The following is a 22,993-nucleotide window of genomic DNA, read 5'->3' on the forward strand; positions in this document are numbered from 1 at the left end:
GACCTGGTACACTGGAAAGAACTGCCTATAGCCTTGTACCCCGATTCTCTGGGAACCATTTTTTCAGGCAGTGCCGTAATAGATGTAAATAACACGGCAGGATTTGGTAAAAATGCGATGGTAGCAATTTATACCAACCACAATCATACCCTGGAAGGGGCAGGCGGCGATAAGTTCCAGTACCAAAGCATTGCGTATAGCCTGGATGAAGGAACCACCTGGACAAAATATAAGGATAACCCGGTATTATTAAATCCAGGTATCCGCGATTTTCGCGATCCCAAAGTGTCCTGGTACGATGCTGGCAAAAAATGGATTATGACGCTTGCCACGAAAGATCATATTACATTTTATTCTTCCCCAGATCTGAAGCACTGGAAAGAGGAAAGCCAGTTTGGAGCGGGTCTGGGAGCACATGGTGGCGTATGGGAGTGCCCTGATCTTTTTCCTTTAAATGATAAAGGGCAACAGGTATGGGTGTTAATTGTAAATATTAACCCCGGTGGCCCCAACGGTGGCTCTGCCACACAATACTTTACCGGCAGCTTTGACGGGCACACGTTTAAGACAGATCAAAAAGACACCAAATGGCTGGATTATGGCCCGGATGAATATGCAGGTATTACCTGGTCCAATACCGGGAGCCGCAGGATATTTTTAGGCTGGATGACCAACTGGCAGTATGCGAATGTTGTTCCCACCAGCAATTGGCGCGGTGCTACCACCATCGCAAGAGAACTAAAACTGGTGAAGACTGAACAGGGTTACCGGGTTGCTTCTGAACCTGTGAAGGAATTGAATCAAACTATTAGCTACCGGCTTACTTCAAAAAAAGGAAAACTGGTTGGTCCGGCGAAATTAAGTTGCTCACTGGCTAAGGCGGAATCATTTGCTATAACCCTTTCAAACGATTTGGGTGAGCAGACCGTAATAGGCTATGATAAGAGTAAGCAAGAATATTTTATTGACAGGACAAAGTCAGGAGTTACAGCTTTTGAAAAAGGATTCGCCGCCAGGCATACCGCACCCCGGTTTACACATGGAGATGCGATGAACCTGACATTGATTATCGATGATGCATCAGCTGAATTATTCGCCGATGGGGGATTATCCGTTATGACGGGCATTTTTTTCCCAGGTAAAAGCTATACGGATATAACAATTACAGGTGGAGCTAAATTTAGTAAGCTGTCTTATCAGGGCCTTAGATAGCATGCAAATGGGGTGCCTCATAAAAAAATGAGGCACCCCTACGCGTTTAATCCTACGCCTGTTCCCTGATCCATTCACTATGTGTACAGAATTCTCCTTTCTGCTGCAGGTACCGCAGGAAACTGTTTAGCCGATGCTGCATTTTGTTGCCCGAAACACGGCGAATATAACCTGGCAGTGTATAGTTGTTAAGGTCAGCCAGCTCCCAGGGATGGAAGTAGCAGGAAAGCATACGATCTTTTTTTAGGATAGTATTGCTGAAATGCCGGGTAACTAAATCAGGCATGTTCTTAATACTAAGCCAGAAAACGGGATAGCGGCACAGGGGGGAAACAGAGGATGGTATTATCCAGAAGTCATTCTCCCGGAAGGGTGTTCTTGGTTTGTCCCAGTTATTATAACGTCCGGGTAGCCAGGTAGGGTTTAGGGAAGCGTCGTACAGGTAGCCGGCACATTTCAATGATGCTATGCTAACGGGTTTGAGGCGGGGCATACGAAAACCATTTACAGGTTTGCCTGTAATAGCCAGCAAAGCCAGCCTGGAGCTTTCCAGGTGTTCCGGTGCATACTTACTATGGTAATAGGCATGCGATGCTACTTCATGCCGCACTGCCAGCTGGCGCACCAGCTCGGGGTAGTGTTGCGCCCAGTAAGCAGTTACAAAGAAGGTGGCCCGTACCTGATACCGCTCAAACAGGTCCAGTACCGTCATCAGGCCATGGTGAGAAACAGACAGTTGTTCCTGCAGGGGCACCTGCCCGCCAAATTCCAGGGGAATATCAAATTCTTCTACATCTACGCTTATCAGCAGCCTGTTGGCCTTACTCATGAGTTGTTTTTTAAAATACTTATATAGTTCTGCAGCTCCTGTAGCAACAGCTTTAGTCTGAAGGATGAAAAACTGATGCCGGGGCGGCAGGTTATATCCAGAGATTCCATGGTGATCACCGGGTCCTGGCCTGCCTTGTAAATAAATTCGCTATCATACAAAAAACCGTCTATATGAGTAGATAGCAATATGCGGCGCCCATTTCGGTTAAACCCTTTCAGACCAGCTTGTGCGTCGTTTATCTTCAGGCGTAGCAGAAAATGGTTTATATACCGGCTTACCTGTGTGATCACTTTCCGTCTTACCGGCAGCAACTCCAGGTATGCCGCTCCCCGTACTCCCGCTACTACATCCGTTCCCTTTAGCAACTGCTCGTATACCCTTTTTATAATGGCCACCCCAAAAGGGAAATCCAGGTCCGTATATACCTGGTAGTCGAAGCGCCCTTGTTTAGACCCTTCCCGTACGGCATGTCCCTTTCCACGATTCTTAGGGTAGCTGATAATGATAATGTCCGGGATAGCCGATTGGAGGTGCTGGATATGCTCCATTTCAAAGTTGCGTGTAGATCCATCATTTACAAGTATAAGCTGTACCGGTGCCGGCGCCAGTATACGCTGCATTTCTTCATAGTGTTGCAGCAATGTGCCCACCCAATTTTCGGGAGGATTGTAACAGGGCAGGATCAGATCAAGACCAGTGGTTAAGATCAATACTTTTTCTGGCCTTGAATAATCAGTTGCAACTGTTACCAAAGGTTGTACAGACATATATAGGTTATTTATTGTAAACAGTAACGCTGGAATTTCTCCATCCCCCTATGCATGCCTGTAAAAAAAGTAGTACTACAGTACAGGGCAATGCTTTGATATGCCAGGCAATGGCATATTGATTAATGAATTTCGGTACCAGGTCGGTTGGTGAAAGGGATACTACTACTAGCGTGAACCATAACAGGCCATTGCGCCAGGTTGGGGATAAAGGCATGGCATAACAGCCAATGGCCACGCCGGTTACGGCCATAATATATGTGGGGGATTCTGTACTTTGATTAAAGACCACGATCCATATCAGCAGGTAGGCAGGCAGCATCCAGGAAAATCCCCGTACCCGCTTTACCAACCCGCATATCAATACGTGAAGCAGCATTGCCACTGCCAGCAGTAATGCTATCTTGTCGAACAGTTCACTGGTTGTTGTATGTAGGCCCAGCATTCCATGCAACATTCCCAGCAGGGAGCCATCCTCTTTAATGGTGCTGCTTGTGAGCAAATGGAACCAATCAGCATAGTGCTGCCAGAGTAACTGCGGAGAGATGAAGAGCAGTGGGAGGGAGGAACCGGCTATGAACCATACCAGGCCCCAGCCAATAAATGCACCTTTTCGTGGAAAGAACAGGAAGGCCAGGCCCGTAATGGCGCCATATCCCTTTATGAAAAAGCACAAAGCTGTGAACAGGGCGGCGCGCATAGACTGTTGCCGTTCAAGATTTACCACTGTCAGTACCATAAGTGCTGCCATGGCAGGGTTGGTTTGTTCGGATTGTATGGCGTTACTTAATTCAATGAGCAGGAACCAGGCAATAATATATTTAATATTGTCTGCAAAGGGTAGTTGCCGAATCATATAAAGGAAAATGGCAGTACTGGCCAGCATCCAGCCCAGCAGCCCAACCTCTTTGGGCAATAGGGCAAAAGGGGCAAACAATACCGGGAAGGATGGATGATACAGGAAATAATCAAAGTATTCCGCAGGATATATCTTATATAACGGTAATCCATGTATGAGGTGATAAAACGAAGAGCGGAAAATGATGAAATTGTTATAACGACCTGTGCTAATCGCCTGGATGTATAATATAATGGTGGCAACAAAATATATTGCGGCAATGAACGCCGGATGCTTTAACCATCCCCCGGTTTTACTGCGGCATACGGTGCCGGCAGCAGGTACTGCTGATAGTGTCATATACAGAATATAGGTATCCCCTGAAAAATATTTACAGTATATAGCGCATAGTTAGGGATAATGTTACAATGAGAATTATGGTTAAGGGAAATTTAAGCCCTTTTTAAGGTCGTTACCACATATCTTTCAGGAGCCCTATAAAAATTCTGCTTTCTGTTATTTTATTATCCAAAATCCTGTGCTGCCGGGCTTCCTTTCATCACTAGCCTTTCTCAGTAATGTATCTCCCGCCTGTATATTACCGAACACTTCTATCCCGGCATCCACCGTCATGCCCTGACGAACATCCACCCATTCTACCGCACCGTTTTTGACCCGGACAACGAATTTTCTTTCCTGGGTAGTAGCAATAGCCGTAAACGGTACAACAAAAGAAGCGGATCCACGTTGCAGTCCAATCTTAATATAGGCAAATGATCCGGCCTTAAGCTGATGATCTTTATTGTTAACCTCAAACTCCCACAATTCGGTACGGGTATTGGGATCGATTGTAGAGGACCGGCGGGTGAGCACTGCTTTAAAACGTTGTGTAGGATATGCATCTATCCTAAAGTCTGTTTCGTTAGCAATACTGGCAGCAGCTGTGTAGATCTCAGGTACTGCTGCACGCAACCGTAGTATATTGTTGTTTTGTACAGTGAGCAATGCAGCATTTGGTCCCACCAGGGCACCGGGATCAGCATTGCGCGCAGTAATCACTCCATCAAACGGCGCGGTGATATACAAATATCCTGACACCTCTTTGTAAGCCTGCGACTGTTTGCTCGTTGCTATGTATGTGGAACTATCGGCAAGCATCTGGTTGTGGCTTCTTTCCAGGTCCACCGGTGCAACTATACCCGGTGTCTTTGCCTGGGAAGCACGTAATAGTCTTTCGTAATTATCCTTGCTGGATGTCCATCTGGCTTTGGCAGACTGTAATGCTGCCTCCGATTCGGCAAACCGGCTGTTTATTTCAGGGGCTTCAATAATGGCAAGTGTCTGCCCTTTTTTGACACGATCACCAAGGTCTACTTTCATGGTACGTACAAATCCCTGTACCTTGGCAAATAATAGGGCATTTTCATACGGCAGCAGTTCCGACGGCAATTCCACCGTTTTTTTAACCGTGTCCTGCCGAAGGATAAATACAGGTACTGTATCTTTTACCTCGGTTGCCGGCGTTTTTTCTGTATTTGAACAAGCGGCTAATAGCACCAATAAACTTGCTAAAGCGAATCGCATATTGTTAATGTTTGTCATAGTTTGCACTGTTAGCGTCATCAGGATCAAGAGAAACAGACACATAGGTCTTTCTTCCGATAATATACTGGTAAACATGGGGAAGGAAAAACAACACACTTATAGCAGAAAATATAAGCCCTCCGATCACTGCAATGGCCAGGGGAGCTGTCTGATCCCCACCATCAGATAATCCCAAAGCCATGGGTATCATTCCCGCCGTCATTGCCGCACTTGTCATGAGGATTGGTCGCAACCGTGCTTCGGCTGCCTTCATGTGTCCTGATGGCAGGTGTAGTTTTCTGTTTTGCTCTGCATTTGTAACAAAGAGCACTGCATTCGCAATGGCTACGCCTACAGCCATAATAGTTCCCATATAAGACTGGATGTTGAGTGAATGACCGGTGATAAAAAGGAAAAGTAAAGCCCCTGCTACTACTGCGGGAATAACTGACAATGTAGCCAACGCTATCCGGAATGATTGAAAATACACCATCATCAACAGGAAAATAACGATGACCGCTACCAGCAATCCGAATTGCAGGCTTGTCTGTGTTTGTTCCAGCAGTACGGGTTGCCCCTTCAGGATAATCTTTGCATCATTCATGCTGGCAATCGCCTTGTTTACCCGTTTAAATACATTGCCCAGGTCTTGTTTATGTACATTGGCAGTAATGGTCACATATCGCTGCTGATTTAACCGGTCATATTCCCCGGCTGACAGTGTACGTTTCCATGTAGCCACTTCGCTCAGGTAATGTGTGTTTCCAACACCGCCGGATAGTGGAATGGCTTCAAGTGCCTGCATACTGTTCATTCGGTATTCGGGATATTGAACCTGTACCTGGTAGGCAGTTCCGGTCGATTTATCCAGCCAGTAATTAGGTGTGGTAAAACGGCTTGAAGAGGTGGCAACGGAAATGGAACGTGCAGCCTGCTCCCCACTAATGCCTAACTGCCCGGCTTTCACACGGTCTACTTCCAGGCTGATAGTTGGATAATCAAGCGGCGTTGCTATCTGCAGGTCACGAAGGGATGGGATGGCCTGTAATTTTTGAACGAGTGCTGCCGCCGTTTTTCTGCCTTCCGCAAGATTACGGTTCACCACTGCTATTTCCACAGGATTATTGCTCCCAAGATTTAATACCTGTTCCACAATATCGCCCGGCTCAAATGAGATTTTTACATTGGGCATTTCTCTTGCCACCACACCGCGTAGTTGTTCTTTAAAATCGGCAATCGGAATAACCCCTTTCTTTAATTTTATTTTAATCACTGCCTCATGTGGACCGCTGGTCCATAAATGAATATAGTTTACCGGAAAGCTGGATGGCTGCGTACCGATAAATGCAGAAGTGATTGCTGTGTTTCCCTTACCTGCCAGGCTATCAGCTATCTGCAAAAGTTTTTTAGTAGCATCCTCTGTACGTTCAAAGCGACTGCCTACAGGCAGGCGTAGCCTTACCTGTGCCTGCCCGCTATCTGTCTGGGGAAAAAGTGCTGTACCACTCAATACATACAATAACACCATCAGGCCGCATGAAACGACCCAAAACAGGATCGCCGTTATATTGAAATGCGACTGCCAGCGTTGTCCTGCGGACGAATAACGTTGTTGCAGCCTGTTATAAAATCCCTTTTGCTGCCCCTTCAGATGTTCATTGAGCAGCCAGTTGGAGACTACGGGTACAAAGGTTTGTGAGAGCAGGAATGAGGCGATCATTGCAAAGCCCACTGCTAGTGATAATGGCAGGAACATGGCCCTGGGTATACCATTCATGAACAGCGAAGGGATGAATACCGCCAGAATGCTAAGCAGTATTAACAGTTTGGGTGCCGCTATTTCTTTGCTGGCATCTGCTATCGCACGTGCTTTACTTTTACCGGCTTCCATATGGCGGTGAATATTTTCAACCGTCACCGTGGCCTCATCCACCAGGATACCTACGGACAGTGCCAGCCCACCAAGGGTCATAATATTGATCGTTTGTCCCGTAAGGTATAATAGTGTGACCGAGGTAAGCAGTGCAAGCGGAATGGTCATGATAACGATCAGTGCACTCCTCCGGTCTCCAAGAAATAATAGTACCATCAGTCCCGTTAGTATAGCGCCTAATCCACCTTCGAACAACAGGCTTCTCAATGAATTGATCACATATCCCGACTGGTCGAAGGCATAAGTCACATGAATATCCGGGGGAACAGCAGCCTGCATATCAGGTAAGGCGGCCTTTACCCGCTGCACTACATCCCAGGTAGAAGCATCTGCTCTTTTGGTAACCGGGATGTACACAGACCGCTTGCCATTGATCAGGGCATAACTGGTGGTAACATCTGCACCAAGGCTTACATTGGCGATGTCTTTTATGTACACCGCTGGTCCTGCTCCCAGTTGCAATGGTATATTCTGCAGGTCCTGCAGGGTTTCGATCACACTGTTTTGAGGCGTGATGTAAGTAGTATCCCTGATCCTGATGTTACCGGCAGGAGCGATGGTATTAAATTTTGCGATAGCCTGCACTACCTGGTCAGGTGAGAGATTATGTCCCCGTAGTTTGTCAGGATCAACGGTAATCAATACCGTTTTTTGATTACCTCCAAATGGTGGGGGCGCCGAAACACCGGGAAGCGTAGAAAACATAGGCCGTACCCGGAAAAGCGCCAGATCTGAAATTTCCCCCAGCGATCTGCTCTCCGAACTGAATACAAGTTGCCCCACAGGCACACTACCCGCATCAAACCGTGTAATAAACGGGGGAACCGTTCCCGGAGGCATAAATGCTCTTGACCTGTTTACATATCCCACCACTTCCGCCATTGCCTGACTCATATCGGTACCTTCATTAAACTCTATCTTGATGATGGAAGCTCCCTGAACACTTTTTGAGTCCACATATTTAACGCCTGTGATATAAAGAAAGTGGTATTCATAATACGATGTCACAAATCCTTCCACCTGTTCCGGCGATAAGCCGCCATAAGGCTGGGCGACATATACCACCGGCAGTCCCAGGCGGGGAAATATATCCACTTTGGCATTGTGGACAGAGAGGTAAGAAAAAAACAGGATAGCAATCACAGCTACCAGAATAGTAACGGGATGCCGTAATGCCGATATGATCAATTTCATAAAGAAGCGGCGTTATTTGAGTTTTGTAATAAATAGCTCCAGGTTTCCATTGGCCACAGCCAATTCCAGTAATGAACGCCATACGCGTATGGCGGCATCAGCTTCCGCCGTTTCTGCCTTCAGCAAATCATATTGTCCCTGGATAAGCCTGGTAAAGTCAGTCAACCCACTCTGATAACTAAGTTTAAGCCCGTCAAACGCAAATCTGGCGGCGGCTGACTGAACGAGGGACTGTTTTGCTATTTCCAGACTTTGGTTATAATTAAATTGTGCAGTCTCCTGCTGTGTTTGCAGATCGAGTGTTACCTGTTTCAGCTGTGCCTCATCCGCTTTTAGTAGTGAGCGGTATTGCTGTTTTTGCAGGTTCACCTGGGAGAATTGCAGAATTGGAAAACTTAGCTGAATACCTGCACCATAGTTCCTGCGTGTCAATGACCAGCCATCTGCCGAATGAACGCTGCCATCGGCCGCTACCCCCGATCCCCTGGCATAGGCATTGGCCCATATATCGAGTTTGGGCCGCCAGCTACGTTGCACTTCCTTTAGTGCAGCTTCACTCAGGTCTCTCTTTGCCTGGTAATATTGAAAAAGAGGGTGAGCAGTAATAGTATCCATAACAGCCACACCTGTGGGCTGCTGACTGATGAGTAAGGTATCTGTCAGCAACACCTCATCCGGTTTTCCGGCCATTGCTGTAAGGCGTAGCAGTTCTGCCAGCTGCCTGTAGTATTGCTGCTGTGCAGTCAGAAGATCCGTCTGGGTTTGGGCAAGTACTGACCGGAATTGTATAGTGTCAATACCCGGGCGCAATCCTTCCTTTGCAAACACCAGCGATTGTTCCAGCCCCACACGGGTGCGGTCAATATTGGACTGATAACTTTGAAGTAGCTTTTGGAGGTAAACAGCATCGAGATAGGTCAGAATGACAAGGTATTGCTGCCGGAAAATAGCTTCATTCGCTGAACTGCCAGCCAGTTTGAACTGCATAGTAGCTTTTTCGACAGCTGCTTGTCGCTGACCGAAGGTGAGCGGGTTCCACTTAACGATGGCCCCTACAGCACTACCTGCCACAGGGTCATATACATTCCCTGAAGATGGCGGACCACTGATAGGCAGAATAAATCCCGGATAACTCATACCGGTAATGTTATTGTAAGTGGCATATCCGGCCTGGTAGCCAGCTACCAGTTCCGGCATGAGTGAATTCCTGGCCATCTTTACTCCATAGCTGGCTGCCTGAGACCGATGTTCATATGCTTCCACCTGCGGTTGAGAATTAGCAACCATTGCAAGAGCCTCCTTAATACTAACCGATCTTTGCTGCGCAGAAGTATAAAGAGGCTGGATCAGCAAACAAACAGAAATGACGATCTTATTCATTCGTAAACGCTTATGATAACTTTTGTGCTTTGCTTAGCCGGTCTGCAACATTATCCCAGTTAATAATATTGAAAAGGGTATCTACAAAATCCTGGCGTTTGTTTTTGTACTTTAAGTAATAAGCATGTTCCCATACATCAATCACAAGGATAGGAACAGCTCCCCATTGCTGCAATTTTTCATGGTTCTCACACTGCATAATTGTCAGTGAGCGGGAATAAGGCTGGTAGGCTAAAATTCCCCATCCATTTCCATCTATATTTTTTGCTGATTCGGCGATATATCCTTTAAACCTGTCAAAAGAGCCAAAACTTTTTTCGATCATCTTTAACAGTTCTCCCCGGGGATCAGATTTCCTGTTTGCCAGATTTGTCCAGAAGATGGTGTGCAGCAGGTGACTACCGAAATGATAAGATAGTTTTTTCGTATAGAAATCAACTGTATCAAGACTATTTTCATCAACGGCCTTTTTGATCATCTTAATATCATTGTTGGCCCCTTTCACAGCACCACCATGATGGAATTGATGATGTAAGTGCAGGGTTTCTGCATCCATATATGGTTCCAGGAAAGATTCAGCATACGGCAATCCATTCAGGACAAAATTGCCTTGTTCATCTGTCAGCTTATCCAGGTTACTTTCTTCTATACTTTGAGCCAGCACGCTGTTTGAATTTAAGATACCGGCTCCGCCTATTAGCAGCCCACTTTGAAGGAATTGCATTCTGTTCATATACTTTGATTTATTGGTGATCTATCTTAATAAAATACCAGCCAATGCTGCTACAAGTATGATGACGGGTTCAGGTACTTTCTTAAACCGCCATAATACCAAAGCGGCGAGCAAGGCAATACCGATGGTATTAAGATCTATCAGTGATCTTTTTCCCAATACAATAACAGCTCCTGAGATGGCTCCGATAGCCGCTGCCGTTACTCCATCTACGAATGCCTTTATACCGCGATGCTTCCCATACTTTCTGAAATAAGGTGCCGGCAGGATTGTAAACAGGTAGCTTGGGAAAAAAGTTGCAAATGCAGCAACACAGGCTCCCGGAAACCCGGCTACCAGAAAGCCGATAAAACCGACCGTAATTACTACCGGACCCGGGGTGATCATTGCCACGGCAACCGCATCCATAAATTCCTGCTCATTCAACCATCCATATTCTTTCACAACCCCTCCGTACAGGAATGGTACAATGGCCAGCCCGCTTCCAAATACCATAGCACCGGCTTTGGTAAAATAAAGCAGTATTTGCCCCAGTGTTTTGCCGGAAGTCTGAACGGAGGTATTGAGCAGTAAGGGAACAGAAAAAGATTTAATAACGTTTTTTGAAAAGGATATCTTTTGAGGAGGCGCTTTTAGCAGCCAGTATATAATTCCTGCTCCCAGAAACAGGAGTATTTCTTCTGATTCCTTCCACACAGTATAAGCTACTACGACCAGGTAAATGCTAATCAGGATTTTATCATTTGCAATCGATTTTTTAGTCAACTTGTAGGCGCTCATAGCAATAATGCCGATAACAGCAGCGGCTACGCCATAAAAGACAGACTGCATAAGGGGGATTCCCTCCCAGGTGATGTAGATATAACCAAGCGCCACAACAATGAGGAACGAGGGCAGCACAAACGCAAGACCTGCCAGGGTTGCCCCGGCTACCCCATAATGCACGTAACCCATATAGATTCCAAGCTGGGCAGCCAGCGGGCCGGGGGCAAGCTGTGCCAGCGCAAGCCCTTCCTTATAATCTTCTTCACTGATCCAATTCCGTTTTTCTACCAGGTCACGGTGCATATAGCCAGTAAGCGCTACGGGGCCACCAAATCCCAAACTTCCAAGCTTCAGAAAATAGAGGATAAGATCGCGCAGGGAATAGGTCGCAGTTGTGTTATTGCTGTTTGTCATTTGCGATGAGTATATCAGGCCCAGGAATGCTTTTCAGACTGTCTGTATTTCGCCCAGCTATACAAGGCATCATACACCTTTTTGCCAACCTCCAGGAGCTGGTGATCATCTGTAAAATTATACGACAAACCTGCAGATATGGCCCATAACCCGGCAGCCTGGGGCGCCAGTTCAAAATGGTCAGTATCGGCAGCACGCACAATCGTTGCCAGTAAATGAAGGGCCGGGTCCTGTAGAGAATGCTTCTTTAGAAAGTAGTCAAAAGTGCATAAATTACCCTCATGGGTATACTCAACATCTGCAATATCAAATGGAATAGCATTGTATTCCTTTGATTTTTGCAACACATCAGCCGCGGGTACAAAAATAATCTCCGCGTTTCCATCAATAAACCTTTCAATCAGCCATGGACAGGCAATACGGTCAATTTTAGGATGTTCACGGGTAATCCATTTCATTGCAGTATATATTTGATATTGCAAATTCTGACAATGAAAGGCTAAAAAATAGAACGGAAACTAAGGTTTAGTCTGAATTTTACTTTTGGGGCAATTATTTTTTAATTATTTGCTTTCTGTACGCGGAAGGATTTTTACCAGTAAATTTTTTAAAGATCCGGGCAAAGTGACTTTGATCGGAAAAACCTGTGAGATATGCCACTTCTGTCAGTGAATGATCTGTATTCGTCAATAGTTGTATAGCCTTGTCGATCCGTAATTTACGGATATAGTCACCAAATGAAAGATCGTCAAAATATTTGGAGAACTCGCGGGATAAATATGCAGGATGCACCTCTAACGTTGCTGACAGTCCCTTGAGACTGAGGTTAAGGTTAGTATCAATCTGGTCCTGGATGATCTCTTTAAGCTCCTTTGCCCATTTTGGCACCTTTTTGCTGTCTTTTTCATGCTGCAGGTATTGTTTAAAGATCTCCAGCAATTGACTTTCAAAGGGCTGTTGTGTATGCTTCACATGCTGCAGGTATTTTGCCCAGCTATATAAGGAGTCATATAGTAGCATTCCTTTCTCCAATAGCTTATAATCGTCGGGTTCATCATGCGCCATACCGGCAGATATGGCCCAAAGCCCCGAAGCCTGTGCGGCCAGGTCATGCCTGTCAGTATCAGCCCCTCTCACTATTGGCGCCATTACATGTACAGCCGGATCTTCTATATTATGTCTTTTAATTATGTAGTCGAAGGTGCAGTAGTCATCATAATGGGTATATTCAACGCCTGCGATATCAAATGGAATTGCATCCAGTTCCTTCGCTTTATCAATCACCTCGTTAAATGGCACATAAATAAACGCTGCATCCTGGTCTACAAAACGTTTAATAAGCCATGGACATGCAAGCCGGTCAATTTTTGGACGCTCTCTGGTGATCCATTTCATACCTGTGTAATTGGATTCAAAAATCCAAAAATACACTGTTTTGCCAAACAGCATCATTCAGCAGATGAAATGTTTTTCCTGACTTTCGAAACCATCAGCTTGAAATTGACCCTGAAAAAATCGTAGAACATCGCTATTATCAATATACCTGCTGCGATATAAAAACTATGAAACCGGAATTTAACAAACGCAAAACCCCCAATCACTCCCCCCAGCAGAAAGAATATAATAATTATACATCTCAGCACGATCCTTTTGTGCAGGGTGGCAGGGTATTTCGACAATGCTGCAGCCAGATCAATGCCCAGGTCTGTAAACATGCCGGTAAGATGAGTAGTCCTTACTACCGAACCAGATACTACCGATACCAGCGCATTCTGCATACCCATGGCAAACAGCAAACTACCGGCAAAATATTCAGTCTTCACCACACTATTATCAAAGGTATATCCAAAATAACCAACCAGGCAAAGTATCACTATTTCTACCATAATTGGAACAGTATACGAGTGCGGTTTATCTCTTCCCGCTTTTGAAATATACAGGCTGGAACAAAAGGCTCCCGACAGAAACAATATGAGCCATAGCGTAACCATCCGTACGGCGCGCAGATCTCCTTCCGTCAGCTTTACAGCCAGTAAAGCAGCATGTCCTGTAATATTGGTGGTAAGTACCGAAAATCCTAAAAAGCCTGAGGCGTTGACAAAACCTGCTGTTAAGCAGAGTAGGACAGCCAGCCGGATATTATGCTTAAAGCTCCGTTTTTGTCCAAGATGTCTGAACATTTCATGTTATTTTGATCCAGCAACTAAATAGCGTGTCTACGTCGGTTGAAACCAGTTGATACGAGGATGGTATTCGGGTATGCGAACTCTGGTAAGTAGCCAGGCGGGTGCCGGGTGGCCTGGTGGCAAGAAGCGTATATAGATTAGTTGCATAATAATCATACAAACTTTCTGAGTGGGCTATGCTGTCATCTATATGCAAACTTTCGTCTACCAGGTTTTCGTAAAAGGGATTATAAAAATAAAAATGGTCAAAAGCCGAAAAATCCAGCTGTGTGAAATTTCCGTGAATGAACGAGGCATTGGTAATACCCAGTTGCTGTTGCACCTGGTTCGCTATGGCCACCAGGGAACTCCTTTGCTCCACACCAAAAAAATTGCATTCGGCTGAATAATACCCTGCATTCAGGCAAAATTTCCCTACACCAGAGCCGATATCCAGGATGCTTGCGCCGGGTGTGGCAGCCAGAAAGTGGGCCGCTTTTTGGGCGACTTCTATGGGTGTCCAATGCAAATTAGATAATCTACGGATAGGAGGTGGGTATAATTGATCGAAATTCTTATTGGTCGAAAAGAACTCTTCTTTTGTCGTATTACTTATCATCCGCTGTCCTGTAATAATTGTACCTTTATTGATTCGACAAAATTATTAACTTAAGGTGGCTGCAACTATGCAAGTTGTCAATCGAAAAGTTGATAAAAATCAACTTTAGGTATTAGATCCAAATGTTATGAGTTTAAAAGGCATATTTCCGATAGATAAGTGGATTTTCCGGTCCAGGTCAATTATCGAGAGCCTTTCTGCAGAAGAAATGGAAAGGTTGTTGGCCGATATGGTAGCGCAAACCTACAAAAAGGGGCAGGTTATCTTCCGGGAAAATAATCCTGCTTTTGGCATCTATTATATAATGGAAGGCAAGGTAAAGAAATATAAGGAAGACAGGAATGGGAACGAACATATTATATATGTGGCCAATGAAGGGGAACTAATGGGGTACCACCCTTTACTGGCAGGGAATACTTATCCTGACTCAGCTGCTGCACTGGAAGACAGCAGGATTGGATTTATTCCCAGGGAAGTTTTCTTGTCGGCAATGGAATGGGCGCCAAATTTGTCCAAACACCTGTTGAGCGCGCTCAGCTATGAATATAGTGTGCTGGCAAACAGTTTATCGATTGTGGCCAGGCATTCGGTCAGAGAACGGTTGGCTATTTCCCTGATCGTGCTGAGAGAGAAATATAAACAGTCAGAAAATGATACCAGCGATGTATCTATTAATATTTCCCGGAAGGACCTGGCGAGTATGGTAGCTACTACTGAGGAGAATGTGGTCCGTTTGTTAAAAGAACTCAAAAAAGAAGGGATTGTAGGAACGCAGGGGAGAACAATTATTATCCATAATGTGAAGGCGTTGGTACAGATGACGAATTACCAGTAAATTCCCCTGATCATTGCCATAACCCTGCCCTTATATACCAGCTCCCTGAAACCAACCCGGCATGTCCCAAAGAAAAGGGGAACGAATCCAGAATTTATACAAAATCAAGGTTGATATTGTCGTTCAAATTCCCGGATTATGCCTTTTGAGCCGCTACTTGTCAAAGTTGAATCATACGTCCGTAACCTCTTTTCTACGTACATGCAGCCCAGCCTCATGTACCATAACCTGGATCATACTGTGCGCGTGGTAGGCCATGTATCGGAATTAGCTACCTACTATGACCTGAAAACTGAAAAACAATTTATTTTAGCAACAGCTGCATGGTTTCATGATACCGGACACTTATTCGGGGAAATGGAAGAACATGAAATATACAGTGCTGAACTGATGTCCCAATTTCTGCAAAACCGGGTACCTTCCTACGTGGAAGAGATGATCCGGCAATGTATAATGGCAACAAAAATGCCTGTACATCCCACCAACATCCTTGAAGAAATTATTTGCGATGCCGATACCTGGCACCTGGGTACAGACGATTTTATGCAACTGGATGAAAACGTATGGCTTGAAATGGAGGCGAGAAAAGGAAAGGTGTATACTAATAAAACTGAAATGAGTCTTCGGTTTCTAAAACAACATACTTTTTACACTACTTATTGTATCGATCATTTATCTGAAGGTAAACAACAGAATATTGAATACCTCGAAAGCCTGAATTCAAAGTTTATTTAAACCACCAATAAGGCTATGTGCCGGATTTTAAACAATCCACAGGCTTCGGGTCTGAAGTCGAGATAATCCCCCCTCACGCAGCTGGAATTAAAATCCTAACTTCGTTTTCCTATGTATGAGACGATATTAAATAGCATAAAGCCCGTATTGGTGCTGGTTATAATTCAAACCACCTGCTTTATCTCCACCACACTCGGTAAAAGTAATGCAGACACGACCACCACCCCCGACCTGAAGCTTACAGATGCCTATGGAAAAACGATCACGATCAGCGCACTCAAAGGCAAAGTAGTATTCATCAACTTCTGGGCTACCTGGTGCCAGCCTTGTATACAGGAAATGCCCACCATTCAGGCATTAAAGGAATCCTTTAAAGACAATGATTCTATTGTGTTTTTAACTGTAGATATTGATGGAGATCTCCCAAAGTCAAATGCCTATATGGAGAAAAAGAAGTACAGCCTGCCCGTGTATGCAGCTCCCACCGCTGTGCCGAGGGAGTATTACTACCATACGATTCCAGCCACAGACATTCTTGGTAAATATGGGGATATTATCTGGCGCGTGGATGGAGGCTTTGACTATTCATCTCCCGAAGTAAGGAAAATATTGACTGATCTCATTGAAAGTAAATGAGAGACAGGTAGAGGCTGAACAGCATTGCCAAAATCATTGCCAGGATGACGACGATAAATATAATTTACCTTTATTTCTGTGAAAAAGCCATCTAAAATAGTATTCCATCAAAAAGAGCTCGATACCTTCGGTGTTGATTTCATCCCCATGAATAAGTTCAACGAAAGCATGAATGACGCGCACCGCGATGATTACTACATGCTCATCCTGCTGCAGAAAGGAACGATTGAAATAGAAATAGATTTCACGGCTATCACATTCAAAGGGGCCGCTCTATGCATTGTAACCCCCGGCCAGGTTCACCGTTATTTACAAACAAAAAACATCGCCGGCTATTTTATATTTATCGATATCGCTCTTGTATCCAGGCAATACAGGGAGATCTTTGATACCTACGAGCACGTCCGCCAGGTAGCAACGATAAGTAAAGAAAATGTTTTGTTTGCCGGCACACAGGTTCTTCTCCAATTGTTATCTCAGGAATATCATGCGCTGTCAAGGTCTGTAATATCCAGCCATGTCAATACTATATTGGGCATCACTGCTTCCTGTATCATGCAATCCCAGTCAGCCGGGCATCCTGGTACCGGACAGCGTTATAATATCGTAAAGCAATTTAAGCAGTTAATCAGGGAACATTATAAAACCATCAAACAGGTACAGCATTACGCCGCCCGTCTCAACATCACCCCACTTTACCTGAATGAAGTCGTCAAAGATATGACTGGCTTACCGGCCAGTAGCTGGATTCAACAGGAAATCATACTCGAAGCCCAGCGTATGCTGTTTTATACCTCGCAGGATGTAAAGCAGATTGCCTGGGAACTAGGCTATGAAGATCATACTTACTTCTCCCGTTTTTTCAAAAAGAATACCGGCATGACTGCCCTGGAGTTCAGGACCAGAAACCATGATTTGTCCAATAATCCCCATTGATCGGCCTCCACCCGTGAGGGTACTCGCCGCTAATTTTGCCTGCAGAAAAATGAACAAATGCAGGAACAAAAAAGAGTTATTTCGCTGATATTCCCGGTTCTATTGGCTGTATTCGCCACTTTTCTCACGATGGGAATTGGTTTTGGTGTGTTACCTCAGCTGGTGCACGGACAACTTGGATATGGCGATATCATCGTCGGAATCGTATTAGGAACACAAAATATCATGGCGCTCTGTAGCCGGTCATGGGCCGGGAAAAACACCGATAGCAAAGGTGCTAAGTCAAGTGTCACGAAGGGTATTTACTGGACTTTTCTGGCAGGGGTATTATACGTCTGCGCAGGGCTAACTACAAATTTACCTTTGATTGCTTTAATTCAATTAATCATTGCAAGGAGCTTTCATGGTATTGGTGAAAGCTTTTTGATCACCGGTGCGCTCACCTGGGGAATTGGCCTCACCGGCGTAGCGCGTACCGGCAAGGTCATGGCCTGGGTAGGTATTTGTATATACGGTGGTATTGGGCTGGGTGCTCCATTAGGTGAGTTGATGAACAATAGCTGGGGTATTCTGGCGGCTTTTGGGGGTATAATACTATGCCCGGTTATAGGTAGCTTACCTATGTTTAAATTGCCTGCTATTGCTGCTCATGCAAAGAAAAAAGAAGGTGCTTTCATAGAGGTGCTCAGCGCTATATGGAAACAAGGTACCTCGCTGGCATTGTCAGCAGTGGGCTATGGATGTACAGCATCCTTTGTCACGTTGTTTTTCTTTTCTATGCACTGGGGTGAGGCATCGCTGGCATATACCGTCTTTGCAGCAACATTTATATTAACCCGCTTATTCTTTGCATCCTTCCCTGACAAATATGGTGGCAGGGTGGTGGGCATTTGCTCCCTGATCATAGAGGTAGCTGGCCAGTTAATATTATGGATGGCAGTCTCCAGGTCGATGGCATTGGCAGGCGTGGGGTTGTCTGGTATTGGGTTCTCGCTCATGTTTCCCGCGATGGGAGTGGAGGCCGTGAAGAAAGTAAAACCAGAAATGCGGGGCAGTGCCATGGGGGCGTTCACAGCTTTTGCTGATGTGGCATTGGGAGTGACGGGGCCTGTTGCTGGTTTGATTGCCAGTTTGCTGGGGTATCATACTGTCTTTTTATTTGGAGCAGTGTGTAGTGTAGTGGCTTTATTGTTAATTGTTCGTCATCAAAAAAAGGAGTCTTTTTAAGAAGACTCCTTTCCCCCCAATAACAATAAGGTCAGCAATGCCTCCAATGCATTTAAATAAATACTTTGATGCATATATTTACATCAAATTTCAAAAAACAATGAGAACCATTCTGACACTATTACTTTTCATCAGTACAGCCGTAAATGCACAGCAATATGCTGGAAAACTGAAGATCGAAAAGCTGGTAGATACAACCGTCAATTCCATCGGCCAGAAAATCGTGTATCCGCAGTTTAAAGATGCAAAGGTGACAATGGCGAAGATCACCTTTCCCCCCGGCGAAACAACAGGTTGGCATAAACACCTGATCCCTGTATTCTCTTATGTGCTGCAGGGTACGCTGACTGTCGAGATAGAAGGGCATCAACCTGCTGAATATAAAGAAGGCGCCAGTTTTGTAGAATCTTATGATACCTATCACAAGGGAACAAACAATGGCACTACAGATGTAGTACTATTCGTTGTGTACCTGGGTGGGGATGGGCAAAGTCTCGCTGTTAAGAAATAAAATATTAAAATCAAAAGCCTCCGGAACTCCGGAGGCTTTCTTTTAGCATAAGTCAAAACTATTTATTTAACATCAAATCTGTCTAAATTCATCACCTTCGTCCACGCCTTCACAAAATCATTCACAAACCTTTCCTTTCCGTCTGAACTGCCATATACCTCTGCAATCGCCCTCAATTCTGCATTAGACCCAAATACCAGGTCTGCACGGGTAGCAGTCCATTTCACCTTTCCTGTTCCACGATCAGTCCCTTCAAAAAGCTCCTGATCAGCAGACACTGCTTTCCACGCCGTATTCATGTCCAGCAAATTCACAAAGAAGTCATTTGTCAGTTTACCGGGTGTAGTAGTAAATATCCCATCACCTGATCCGTCATAGTTAATATTCAACGCACGGAAACCGCCCACCAGCGCAGTCAGCTCAGGAGCTGTCAGTGTAAGCAGGTGTGCTTTATCAATCAATAATGATTCAGTGGACGCAGATGATTTAAATTTACGGTAGTTACGGAACCCATCAGCCATTGGCTCAAGATATCCTACAGATTCCACATCTGTTTTTTCCTGTGTGGCATCTGTACGACCAGGTGTAAATGGAACGGTAACAACCTGTCCGGCATCTTTCGCAGCTTTTTCAATAGCCGCGCCACCAGCCAGCACGATCAGGTCTGCAATGGAGATTTTTTTAGAGAACGCCTGCTGAATCGCAGTCAGTTTATCCAATACCTTTTGCAACTGTGCCGGATTATTGACTTTCCAGTATTTCTGTGGTGCCAGGCGGATGCGGGCACCATTTGCACCACCGCGTTTATCAGAACCACGGAAAGTAGAAGCAGAAGCCCATGCAGTAGCCACCAGTTCAGAGATGCTCAGGCCGGAAGCCAGTATTTGCTCTTTCAGTGCAGCCACGTCGTTATCATTCACCAGTTCATGATCTACTGCCGGAACCGGATCCTGCCAGAGCAGCTCTTCCTGCGGAGCATCGGGGCCCAGGTAGAGTACTCTGGGTCCCATGTCACGGTGCGTGAGTTTGAACCATGCTCTTGCAAATGCATCGGCAAATGCATCCGGATTTTCCAGGAAGTGCCTGGATATTTTTTCATATACCGGATCGAACCGTAAGGAAAGGTCTGTAGTCAGCATCGTAGGGCGGTGTTTCTTGCCACTGTCATATGCATCCGGTATAATATTATCAGCATCTTTTGCTACCCATTGGTGAGCACCTGCAGGGCTCTTGGTCAGTTCCCATTCAAAGCCGAAGAGGTTTTCAAAGAAGTTATTACTCCATTGAGTAGGTGTTTTTGTCCATATTACTTCCAGGCCACTGGTAATAGTATCGGCGCCTTTGCCGGTACCATAACTATTACTCCATCCCAGGCCCTGTGCTTCGATGCCTGCGGCTTCAGGTTCTTTGCCTACGTTTGTGGCAGGAGCTGCACCGTGGGTTTTACCGAAGCTGTGTCCGCCCGCGATGAGGGCGACAGTTTCTTCATCATTCATAGCCATCCGGCCAAAGGTATCGCGAATGTCTTTGGCTGCAGCAATAGGATCAGGATTGCCGTCGGGACCTTCAGGGTTCACATAGATCAAACCCATCTGTACGGCAGCAAGTGGTTTGTCGAGGTAACGGGAATGAATGTCGCCATTTGCTTTATCATCTGATACCAGCACACCGTGGTCTGCTTCTACACCTTCGGAACCGTGTGCATAGCGGATATCGCCACCCAGCCAGGTAGTTTCAGAACCCCAGTATACGTCTTCTTCCGGTTCCCATTTATCCACACGTCCACCTGCGAAACCAAAGGTTTTAAAGCCCATGGATTCAAGAGCGACGTTACCGGTCAGGATCATTAAATCAGCCCAGGAGATCTTGTTACCATATTTTTGTTTGATAGGCCAGAGCAGTCTGCGGGCTTTGTCCAGGCTAACGTTGTCAGGCCAGCTGTTGAGTGGCGCAAAACGTTGCTGGCCGGAACCGGCACCACCACGACCATCAGTAACGCGGTAGGTACCTGCGCTGTGCCATGCCATGCGGATGAAGAGGGGACCGTAATGGCCAAAGTCGGCAGGCCACCAGTCTTGCGAGTCAGTCATGAGGGCATGGAGGTCTTTTTTTACAGCTTCCAGGTCGAGGCTTTTAAATGCTTCGGCATAGTTGAATGCATCGCCGAGTGGGTTGGATAAAGGCGAATGTTGACGGAGAATGTTGAGTTTGAGTTGGTCGGGCCACCAGTCGCGATTCCTGGTGCCGCCACCAGCAACTGTGTTTTTCATACTGCCATTGTGGAATGGACATTTGCTGATGTCGTTTGATTCTTTTCCCATTGTTTTTAGTTTATGGTATTAAATGAATGCGTGTGTCGTTGTTTTTAAGTAGGATACCAAAATTAGGGCTTTAAGGATATAAACACAATTAATATATTCTATATTTTAATAGTTTAAATCTATATGACACCATCTAGTAATAACTAATAAAGGGACTGGTTTGTTCAAATTATGGGTTTTGAATGGGGTGTTATTTTGATATTTTGAGGGGGATTTAATATAAAGTTCATATAAGAAAAAAAGGTAAGCAGACTTCATGCAGCCTGCTTACCTAATAATATTGATTTTGTAATCAATATTGTTCTTCCATAATCGTAACACCTTCCGCCCTTGCCTCCTCCACATATTTTTCACCTTCCTCCATCAGGTAAGCGTACAACTTTTCAATATCCCCATTGAACCTTGCTCTTAATTCTGCCCTGGTTTTCTGTAAGTATTCGAAAACCTTGAAATCGTTTGACATAACATTTGATTTTAGAGCTCACGGGGAGATCTTATTTCAAGCGATCTATACCCCATGAATTTGTTAATAGAATTGTACAATTTTTCCTTGTCTTTATTTGCCATATGCTTGAAGTTCCAGCTGGCTAAAATATCAGCGCAATTGAGTGTTGCCAGCGCAATATGCATTGCATCCATCTCGTCATGATTGCTTAGTGCCCCTTCTTTAATATAAACTCTTGAAAGTGCAGACGCCTTCACCGATATTTTTACCATGATCCGATACCGTAATGGAACAATTATCAACTGTTTTCTTACCCTTTCAGGTGCTCCTATTAGCTCTGCTTTGAGAGCATCTGAAAACATCATCTTTTGCTGCCCCCTTTTAAATTTATCAAATAGCGCCAGACTTGCCCCGGCAAATTCCGGATCAAAGCATCCCCCTAAAACGGAGGTATCTACGTACACCGTCTTCATTACAAATGTATCTGTTTTATTTTAGGTTAACAATAGCCAAACACAGTACTGCCGGCCGTTTGAGCGGGGGATAATTATATGCGGATTAACAAAACGAAATTTAATTCGCTTATTACTAAGTTAAGACTTCCAATTCTAAATTAACAAAAAAAACTACACCTTTTTCAAAAAAAATAACCCCGAAGTATAAACTTCAGGGCGTTTCAAAACCTAAAATTAAAATACAAATCTTATATCTATCCTACTAATATTTTGCATCCTTCTTCAGGTATATCTTCTTTTTTTCCGTTTGCTTCTGTATACTCTTATAAATCTTATTCGTAAATGAACTATCCACATCCTCCGCCTTCCTGCTCTTCAAATCCTTCTCTATATACTCCTGCCGCATCTTCACAAGCTTCTCTAACTCCCTGTTCAAACTATCCCTCTCTGCTACCT

At 45.0% G+C, this 22,993-nt stretch carries 23 protein-coding genes; 7 read left to right on the plus strand and 16 right to left on the minus strand.

Going from position 1 to position 22,993, the window contains the following annotated elements; all coding sequences use genetic code 11:
- Nucleotides 1-1,212 (plus strand): glycoside hydrolase family 32 protein (locus ABDW16_RS29045; RefSeq protein WP_343674726.1); only part of this gene is annotated, 1,212 nt, incomplete at its 5' end.
- 52 nt (nt 1,213-1,264) lie between these two features.
- Here ABDW16_RS29045 and ABDW16_RS29050 read toward each other — a convergent pair.
- The 12 genes from ABDW16_RS29050 to ABDW16_RS29105 form a co-directional block, all read right to left on the minus strand.
- Complete coding sequence (locus tag ABDW16_RS29050; protein WP_343674727.1) at nt 1,265-2,041, minus strand: polysaccharide deacetylase family protein; 777 nt, start codon at nt 2,039-2,041, stop codon at nt 1,265-1,267.
- On the minus strand, nt 2,038-2,811 hold the full coding sequence (locus tag ABDW16_RS29055; RefSeq protein WP_343674728.1) for a glycosyltransferase family 2 protein: 774 nt from the start codon (nt 2,809-2,811) through the stop codon (nt 2,038-2,040). Before ABDW16_RS29055 ends, ABDW16_RS29050 begins: the two co-directional genes overlap by 4 nt.
- Before the next feature lie 7 nt (nt 2,812-2,818).
- A complete protein-coding gene (locus tag ABDW16_RS29060; RefSeq protein WP_343674730.1) occupies nt 2,819-4,009 on the minus strand; it encodes a glycosyltransferase family 87 protein in 1,191 nt (396 codons plus the stop codon).
- 156 nt (nt 4,010-4,165) lie between these two features.
- Nucleotides 4,166-5,233, minus strand: a complete 1,068-nt coding sequence (locus ABDW16_RS29065) for an efflux RND transporter periplasmic adaptor subunit (RefSeq protein ID WP_343674731.1) — start codon at nt 5,231-5,233, stop codon at nt 4,166-4,168.
- Between the two features lie 4 nt (nt 5,234-5,237).
- Nucleotides 5,238-8,360, minus strand: a complete 3,123-nt coding sequence (locus tag ABDW16_RS29070) for an efflux RND transporter permease subunit (protein WP_343674733.1) — start codon at nt 8,358-8,360, stop codon at nt 5,238-5,240.
- Nucleotides 8,361-8,372: 12 nt separating this feature from the next.
- A complete protein-coding gene (locus ABDW16_RS29075; protein ID WP_343674734.1) occupies nt 8,373-9,740 on the minus strand; it encodes a TolC family protein in 1,368 nt (455 codons plus the stop codon).
- A 10-nt stretch (nt 9,741-9,750) separates the two neighbouring features.
- Nucleotides 9,751-10,473, minus strand: a complete 723-nt coding sequence (locus tag ABDW16_RS29080) for a superoxide dismutase (protein WP_343674735.1) — start codon at nt 10,471-10,473, stop codon at nt 9,751-9,753.
- Nucleotides 10,474-10,494: 21 nt separating this feature from the next.
- The gene (locus tag ABDW16_RS29085) at nt 10,495-11,652 is read right to left on the minus strand and encodes a chromate transporter (RefSeq protein WP_343674737.1); all 1,158 of its coding nucleotides are present in this window, start codon (nt 11,650-11,652) and stop codon (nt 10,495-10,497) included.
- Nucleotides 11,653-11,666: 14 nt separating this feature from the next.
- Nucleotides 11,667-12,110 (minus strand): chromate resistance protein ChrB domain-containing protein, encoded by a 444-nt coding sequence (locus tag ABDW16_RS29090; protein ID WP_343674739.1) that lies wholly within the window; start codon nt 12,108-12,110, stop codon nt 11,667-11,669.
- A 94-nt stretch (nt 12,111-12,204) separates the two neighbouring features.
- Nucleotides 12,205-13,047: a chromate resistance protein ChrB domain-containing protein gene (locus ABDW16_RS29095; protein ID WP_343674740.1), complete on the minus strand. Its 843-nt coding sequence runs from the start codon at nt 13,045-13,047 to the stop codon at nt 12,205-12,207.
- A 53-nt stretch (nt 13,048-13,100) separates the two neighbouring features.
- The gene (locus ABDW16_RS29100; RefSeq protein ID WP_343674741.1) at nt 13,101-13,832 is read right to left on the minus strand and encodes a YoaK family protein; all 732 of its coding nucleotides are present in this window, start codon (nt 13,830-13,832) and stop codon (nt 13,101-13,103) included.
- Between the two features lies 1 nt (nt 13,833).
- The gene (locus ABDW16_RS29105) at nt 13,834-14,436 is read right to left on the minus strand and encodes a methyltransferase domain-containing protein (RefSeq protein ID WP_343674742.1); all 603 of its coding nucleotides are present in this window, start codon (nt 14,434-14,436) and stop codon (nt 13,834-13,836) included.
- 127 nt (nt 14,437-14,563) lie between these two features.
- Here ABDW16_RS29105 and ABDW16_RS29110 point away from each other — a divergent pair, with 127 nt between their 5' ends.
- From ABDW16_RS29110 to ABDW16_RS29135, 6 genes are all read left to right on the plus strand, one after another.
- A complete protein-coding gene (locus ABDW16_RS29110) occupies nt 14,564-15,271 on the plus strand; it encodes a Crp/Fnr family transcriptional regulator (protein WP_343674744.1) in 708 nt (235 codons plus the stop codon).
- A gap of 201 nt (nt 15,272-15,472) precedes the next feature.
- The gene (locus ABDW16_RS29115) at nt 15,473-16,006 is read left to right on the plus strand and encodes an HD domain-containing protein (RefSeq protein WP_343674746.1); all 534 of its coding nucleotides are present in this window, start codon (nt 15,473-15,475) and stop codon (nt 16,004-16,006) included.
- Between the two features lie 111 nt (nt 16,007-16,117).
- Entirely contained in the window at nt 16,118-16,642 is a 525-nt protein-coding gene (locus ABDW16_RS29120) for a TlpA disulfide reductase family protein (protein ID WP_343674747.1), read from the plus strand.
- Between the two features lie 78 nt (nt 16,643-16,720).
- Nucleotides 16,721-17,578 carry a helix-turn-helix domain-containing protein gene (locus ABDW16_RS29125; RefSeq protein WP_343674748.1) on the plus strand — a complete coding sequence of 286 codons (858 nt, stop codon included), beginning with the start codon at nt 16,721-16,723 and terminating at the stop codon, nt 17,576-17,578.
- Nucleotides 17,579-17,635: 57 nt separating this feature from the next.
- Nucleotides 17,636-18,805, plus strand: coding sequence for an MFS transporter (locus tag ABDW16_RS29130; RefSeq protein WP_343674750.1), 1,170 nt, complete (start codon nt 17,636-17,638; stop codon nt 18,803-18,805).
- Between the two features lie 100 nt (nt 18,806-18,905).
- Nucleotides 18,906-19,316, plus strand: coding sequence for a cupin domain-containing protein (locus ABDW16_RS29135; protein WP_343674751.1), 411 nt, complete (start codon nt 18,906-18,908; stop codon nt 19,314-19,316).
- A gap of 62 nt (nt 19,317-19,378) precedes the next feature.
- Here ABDW16_RS29135 and katG read toward each other — a convergent pair whose 3' ends face one another.
- The 4 genes from katG to ABDW16_RS29155 form a co-directional block, all read right to left on the minus strand.
- Nucleotides 19,379-21,637, minus strand: a complete 2,259-nt coding sequence (gene katG / locus ABDW16_RS29140) for a catalase/peroxidase HPI (RefSeq protein ID WP_343674752.1) — start codon at nt 21,635-21,637, stop codon at nt 19,379-19,381.
- A gap of 292 nt (nt 21,638-21,929) precedes the next feature.
- The gene (locus tag ABDW16_RS29145; protein ID WP_343674754.1) at nt 21,930-22,100 is read right to left on the minus strand and encodes a hypothetical protein; all 171 of its coding nucleotides are present in this window, start codon (nt 22,098-22,100) and stop codon (nt 21,930-21,932) included.
- An 11-nt stretch (nt 22,101-22,111) separates the two neighbouring features.
- Nucleotides 22,112-22,555 carry a hypothetical protein gene (locus tag ABDW16_RS29150; RefSeq protein WP_343674755.1) on the minus strand — a complete coding sequence of 148 codons (444 nt, stop codon included), beginning with the start codon at nt 22,553-22,555 and terminating at the stop codon, nt 22,112-22,114.
- 244 nt (nt 22,556-22,799) lie between these two features.
- A partial coding sequence (locus ABDW16_RS29155; RefSeq protein ID WP_343674756.1) for a hypothetical protein occupies nt 22,800-22,993 on the minus strand: 194 nt, incomplete at its 5' end.

It is taken from the genome of Chitinophaga sp., assembly GCF_039596135.1.
In the GTDB taxonomy this organism is placed as follows: Bacteria; Bacteroidota; Bacteroidia; order Chitinophagales; family Chitinophagaceae; genus Chitinophaga.

What these genes read in the sequence shown, in the direction of transcription:
- ABDW16_RS29080 (WP_343674735.1), bottom strand. Translation starts at nt 10,473, where the DNA reads ATGAACAGAATGCAATTCCTTCAAAGTGGGCTGCTAATAGGCGGAGCC.
- ABDW16_RS29110 (WP_343674744.1), top strand. Translation starts at nt 14,564, where the DNA reads ATGAGTTTAAAAGGCATATTTCCGATAGATAAGTGGATTTTCCGGTCC.
- ABDW16_RS29075 (WP_343674734.1), bottom strand. Translation starts at nt 9,740, where the DNA reads ATGAATAAGATCGTCATTTCTGTTTGTTTGCTGATCCAGCCTCTTTAT.
- ABDW16_RS29145 (WP_343674754.1), bottom strand. Translation starts at nt 22,100, where the DNA reads ATGTCAAACGATTTCAAGGTTTTCGAATACTTACAGAAAACCAGGGCA.
- ABDW16_RS29095 (WP_343674740.1), bottom strand. Translation starts at nt 13,047, where the DNA reads ATGAAATGGATCACCAGAGAGCGTCCAAAAATTGACCGGCTTGCATGT.
- ABDW16_RS29130 (WP_343674750.1), top strand. Translation starts at nt 17,636, where the DNA reads ATGCAGGAACAAAAAAGAGTTATTTCGCTGATATTCCCGGTTCTATTG.
- ABDW16_RS29100 (WP_343674741.1), bottom strand. Translation starts at nt 13,832, where the DNA reads ATGTTCAGACATCTTGGACAAAAACGGAGCTTTAAGCATAATATCCGG.
- ABDW16_RS29115 (WP_343674746.1), top strand. Translation starts at nt 15,473, where the DNA reads ATGCAGCCCAGCCTCATGTACCATAACCTGGATCATACTGTGCGCGTG.
- ABDW16_RS29065 (WP_343674731.1), bottom strand. Translation starts at nt 5,233, where the DNA reads ATGCGATTCGCTTTAGCAAGTTTATTGGTGCTATTAGCCGCTTGTTCA.
- ABDW16_RS29050 (WP_343674727.1), bottom strand. Translation starts at nt 2,041, where the DNA reads ATGAGTAAGGCCAACAGGCTGCTGATAAGCGTAGATGTAGAAGAATTT.
- katG (WP_343674752.1), bottom strand. Translation starts at nt 21,637, where the DNA reads ATGGGAAAAGAATCAAACGACATCAGCAAATGTCCATTCCACAATGGC.
- ABDW16_RS29105 (WP_343674742.1), bottom strand. Translation starts at nt 14,436, where the DNA reads ATGATAAGTAATACGACAAAAGAAGAGTTCTTTTCGACCAATAAGAAT.
- ABDW16_RS29055 (WP_343674728.1), bottom strand. Translation starts at nt 2,811, where the DNA reads ATGTCTGTACAACCTTTGGTAACAGTTGCAACTGATTATTCAAGGCCA.
- ABDW16_RS29120 (WP_343674747.1), top strand. Translation starts at nt 16,118, where the DNA reads ATGTATGAGACGATATTAAATAGCATAAAGCCCGTATTGGTGCTGGTT.
- ABDW16_RS29090 (WP_343674739.1), bottom strand. Translation starts at nt 12,110, where the DNA reads ATGAAATGGATTACCCGTGAACATCCTAAAATTGACCGTATTGCCTGT.
- ABDW16_RS29150 (WP_343674755.1), bottom strand. Translation starts at nt 22,555, where the DNA reads ATGAAGACGGTGTACGTAGATACCTCCGTTTTAGGGGGATGCTTTGAT.
- ABDW16_RS29085 (WP_343674737.1), bottom strand. Translation starts at nt 11,652, where the DNA reads ATGACAAACAGCAATAACACAACTGCGACCTATTCCCTGCGCGATCTT.
- ABDW16_RS29135 (WP_343674751.1), top strand. Translation starts at nt 18,906, where the DNA reads ATGAGAACCATTCTGACACTATTACTTTTCATCAGTACAGCCGTAAAT.
- ABDW16_RS29070 (WP_343674733.1), bottom strand. Translation starts at nt 8,360, where the DNA reads ATGAAATTGATCATATCGGCATTACGGCATCCCGTTACTATTCTGGTA.
- ABDW16_RS29060 (WP_343674730.1), bottom strand. Translation starts at nt 4,009, where the DNA reads ATGACACTATCAGCAGTACCTGCTGCCGGCACCGTATGCCGCAGTAAA.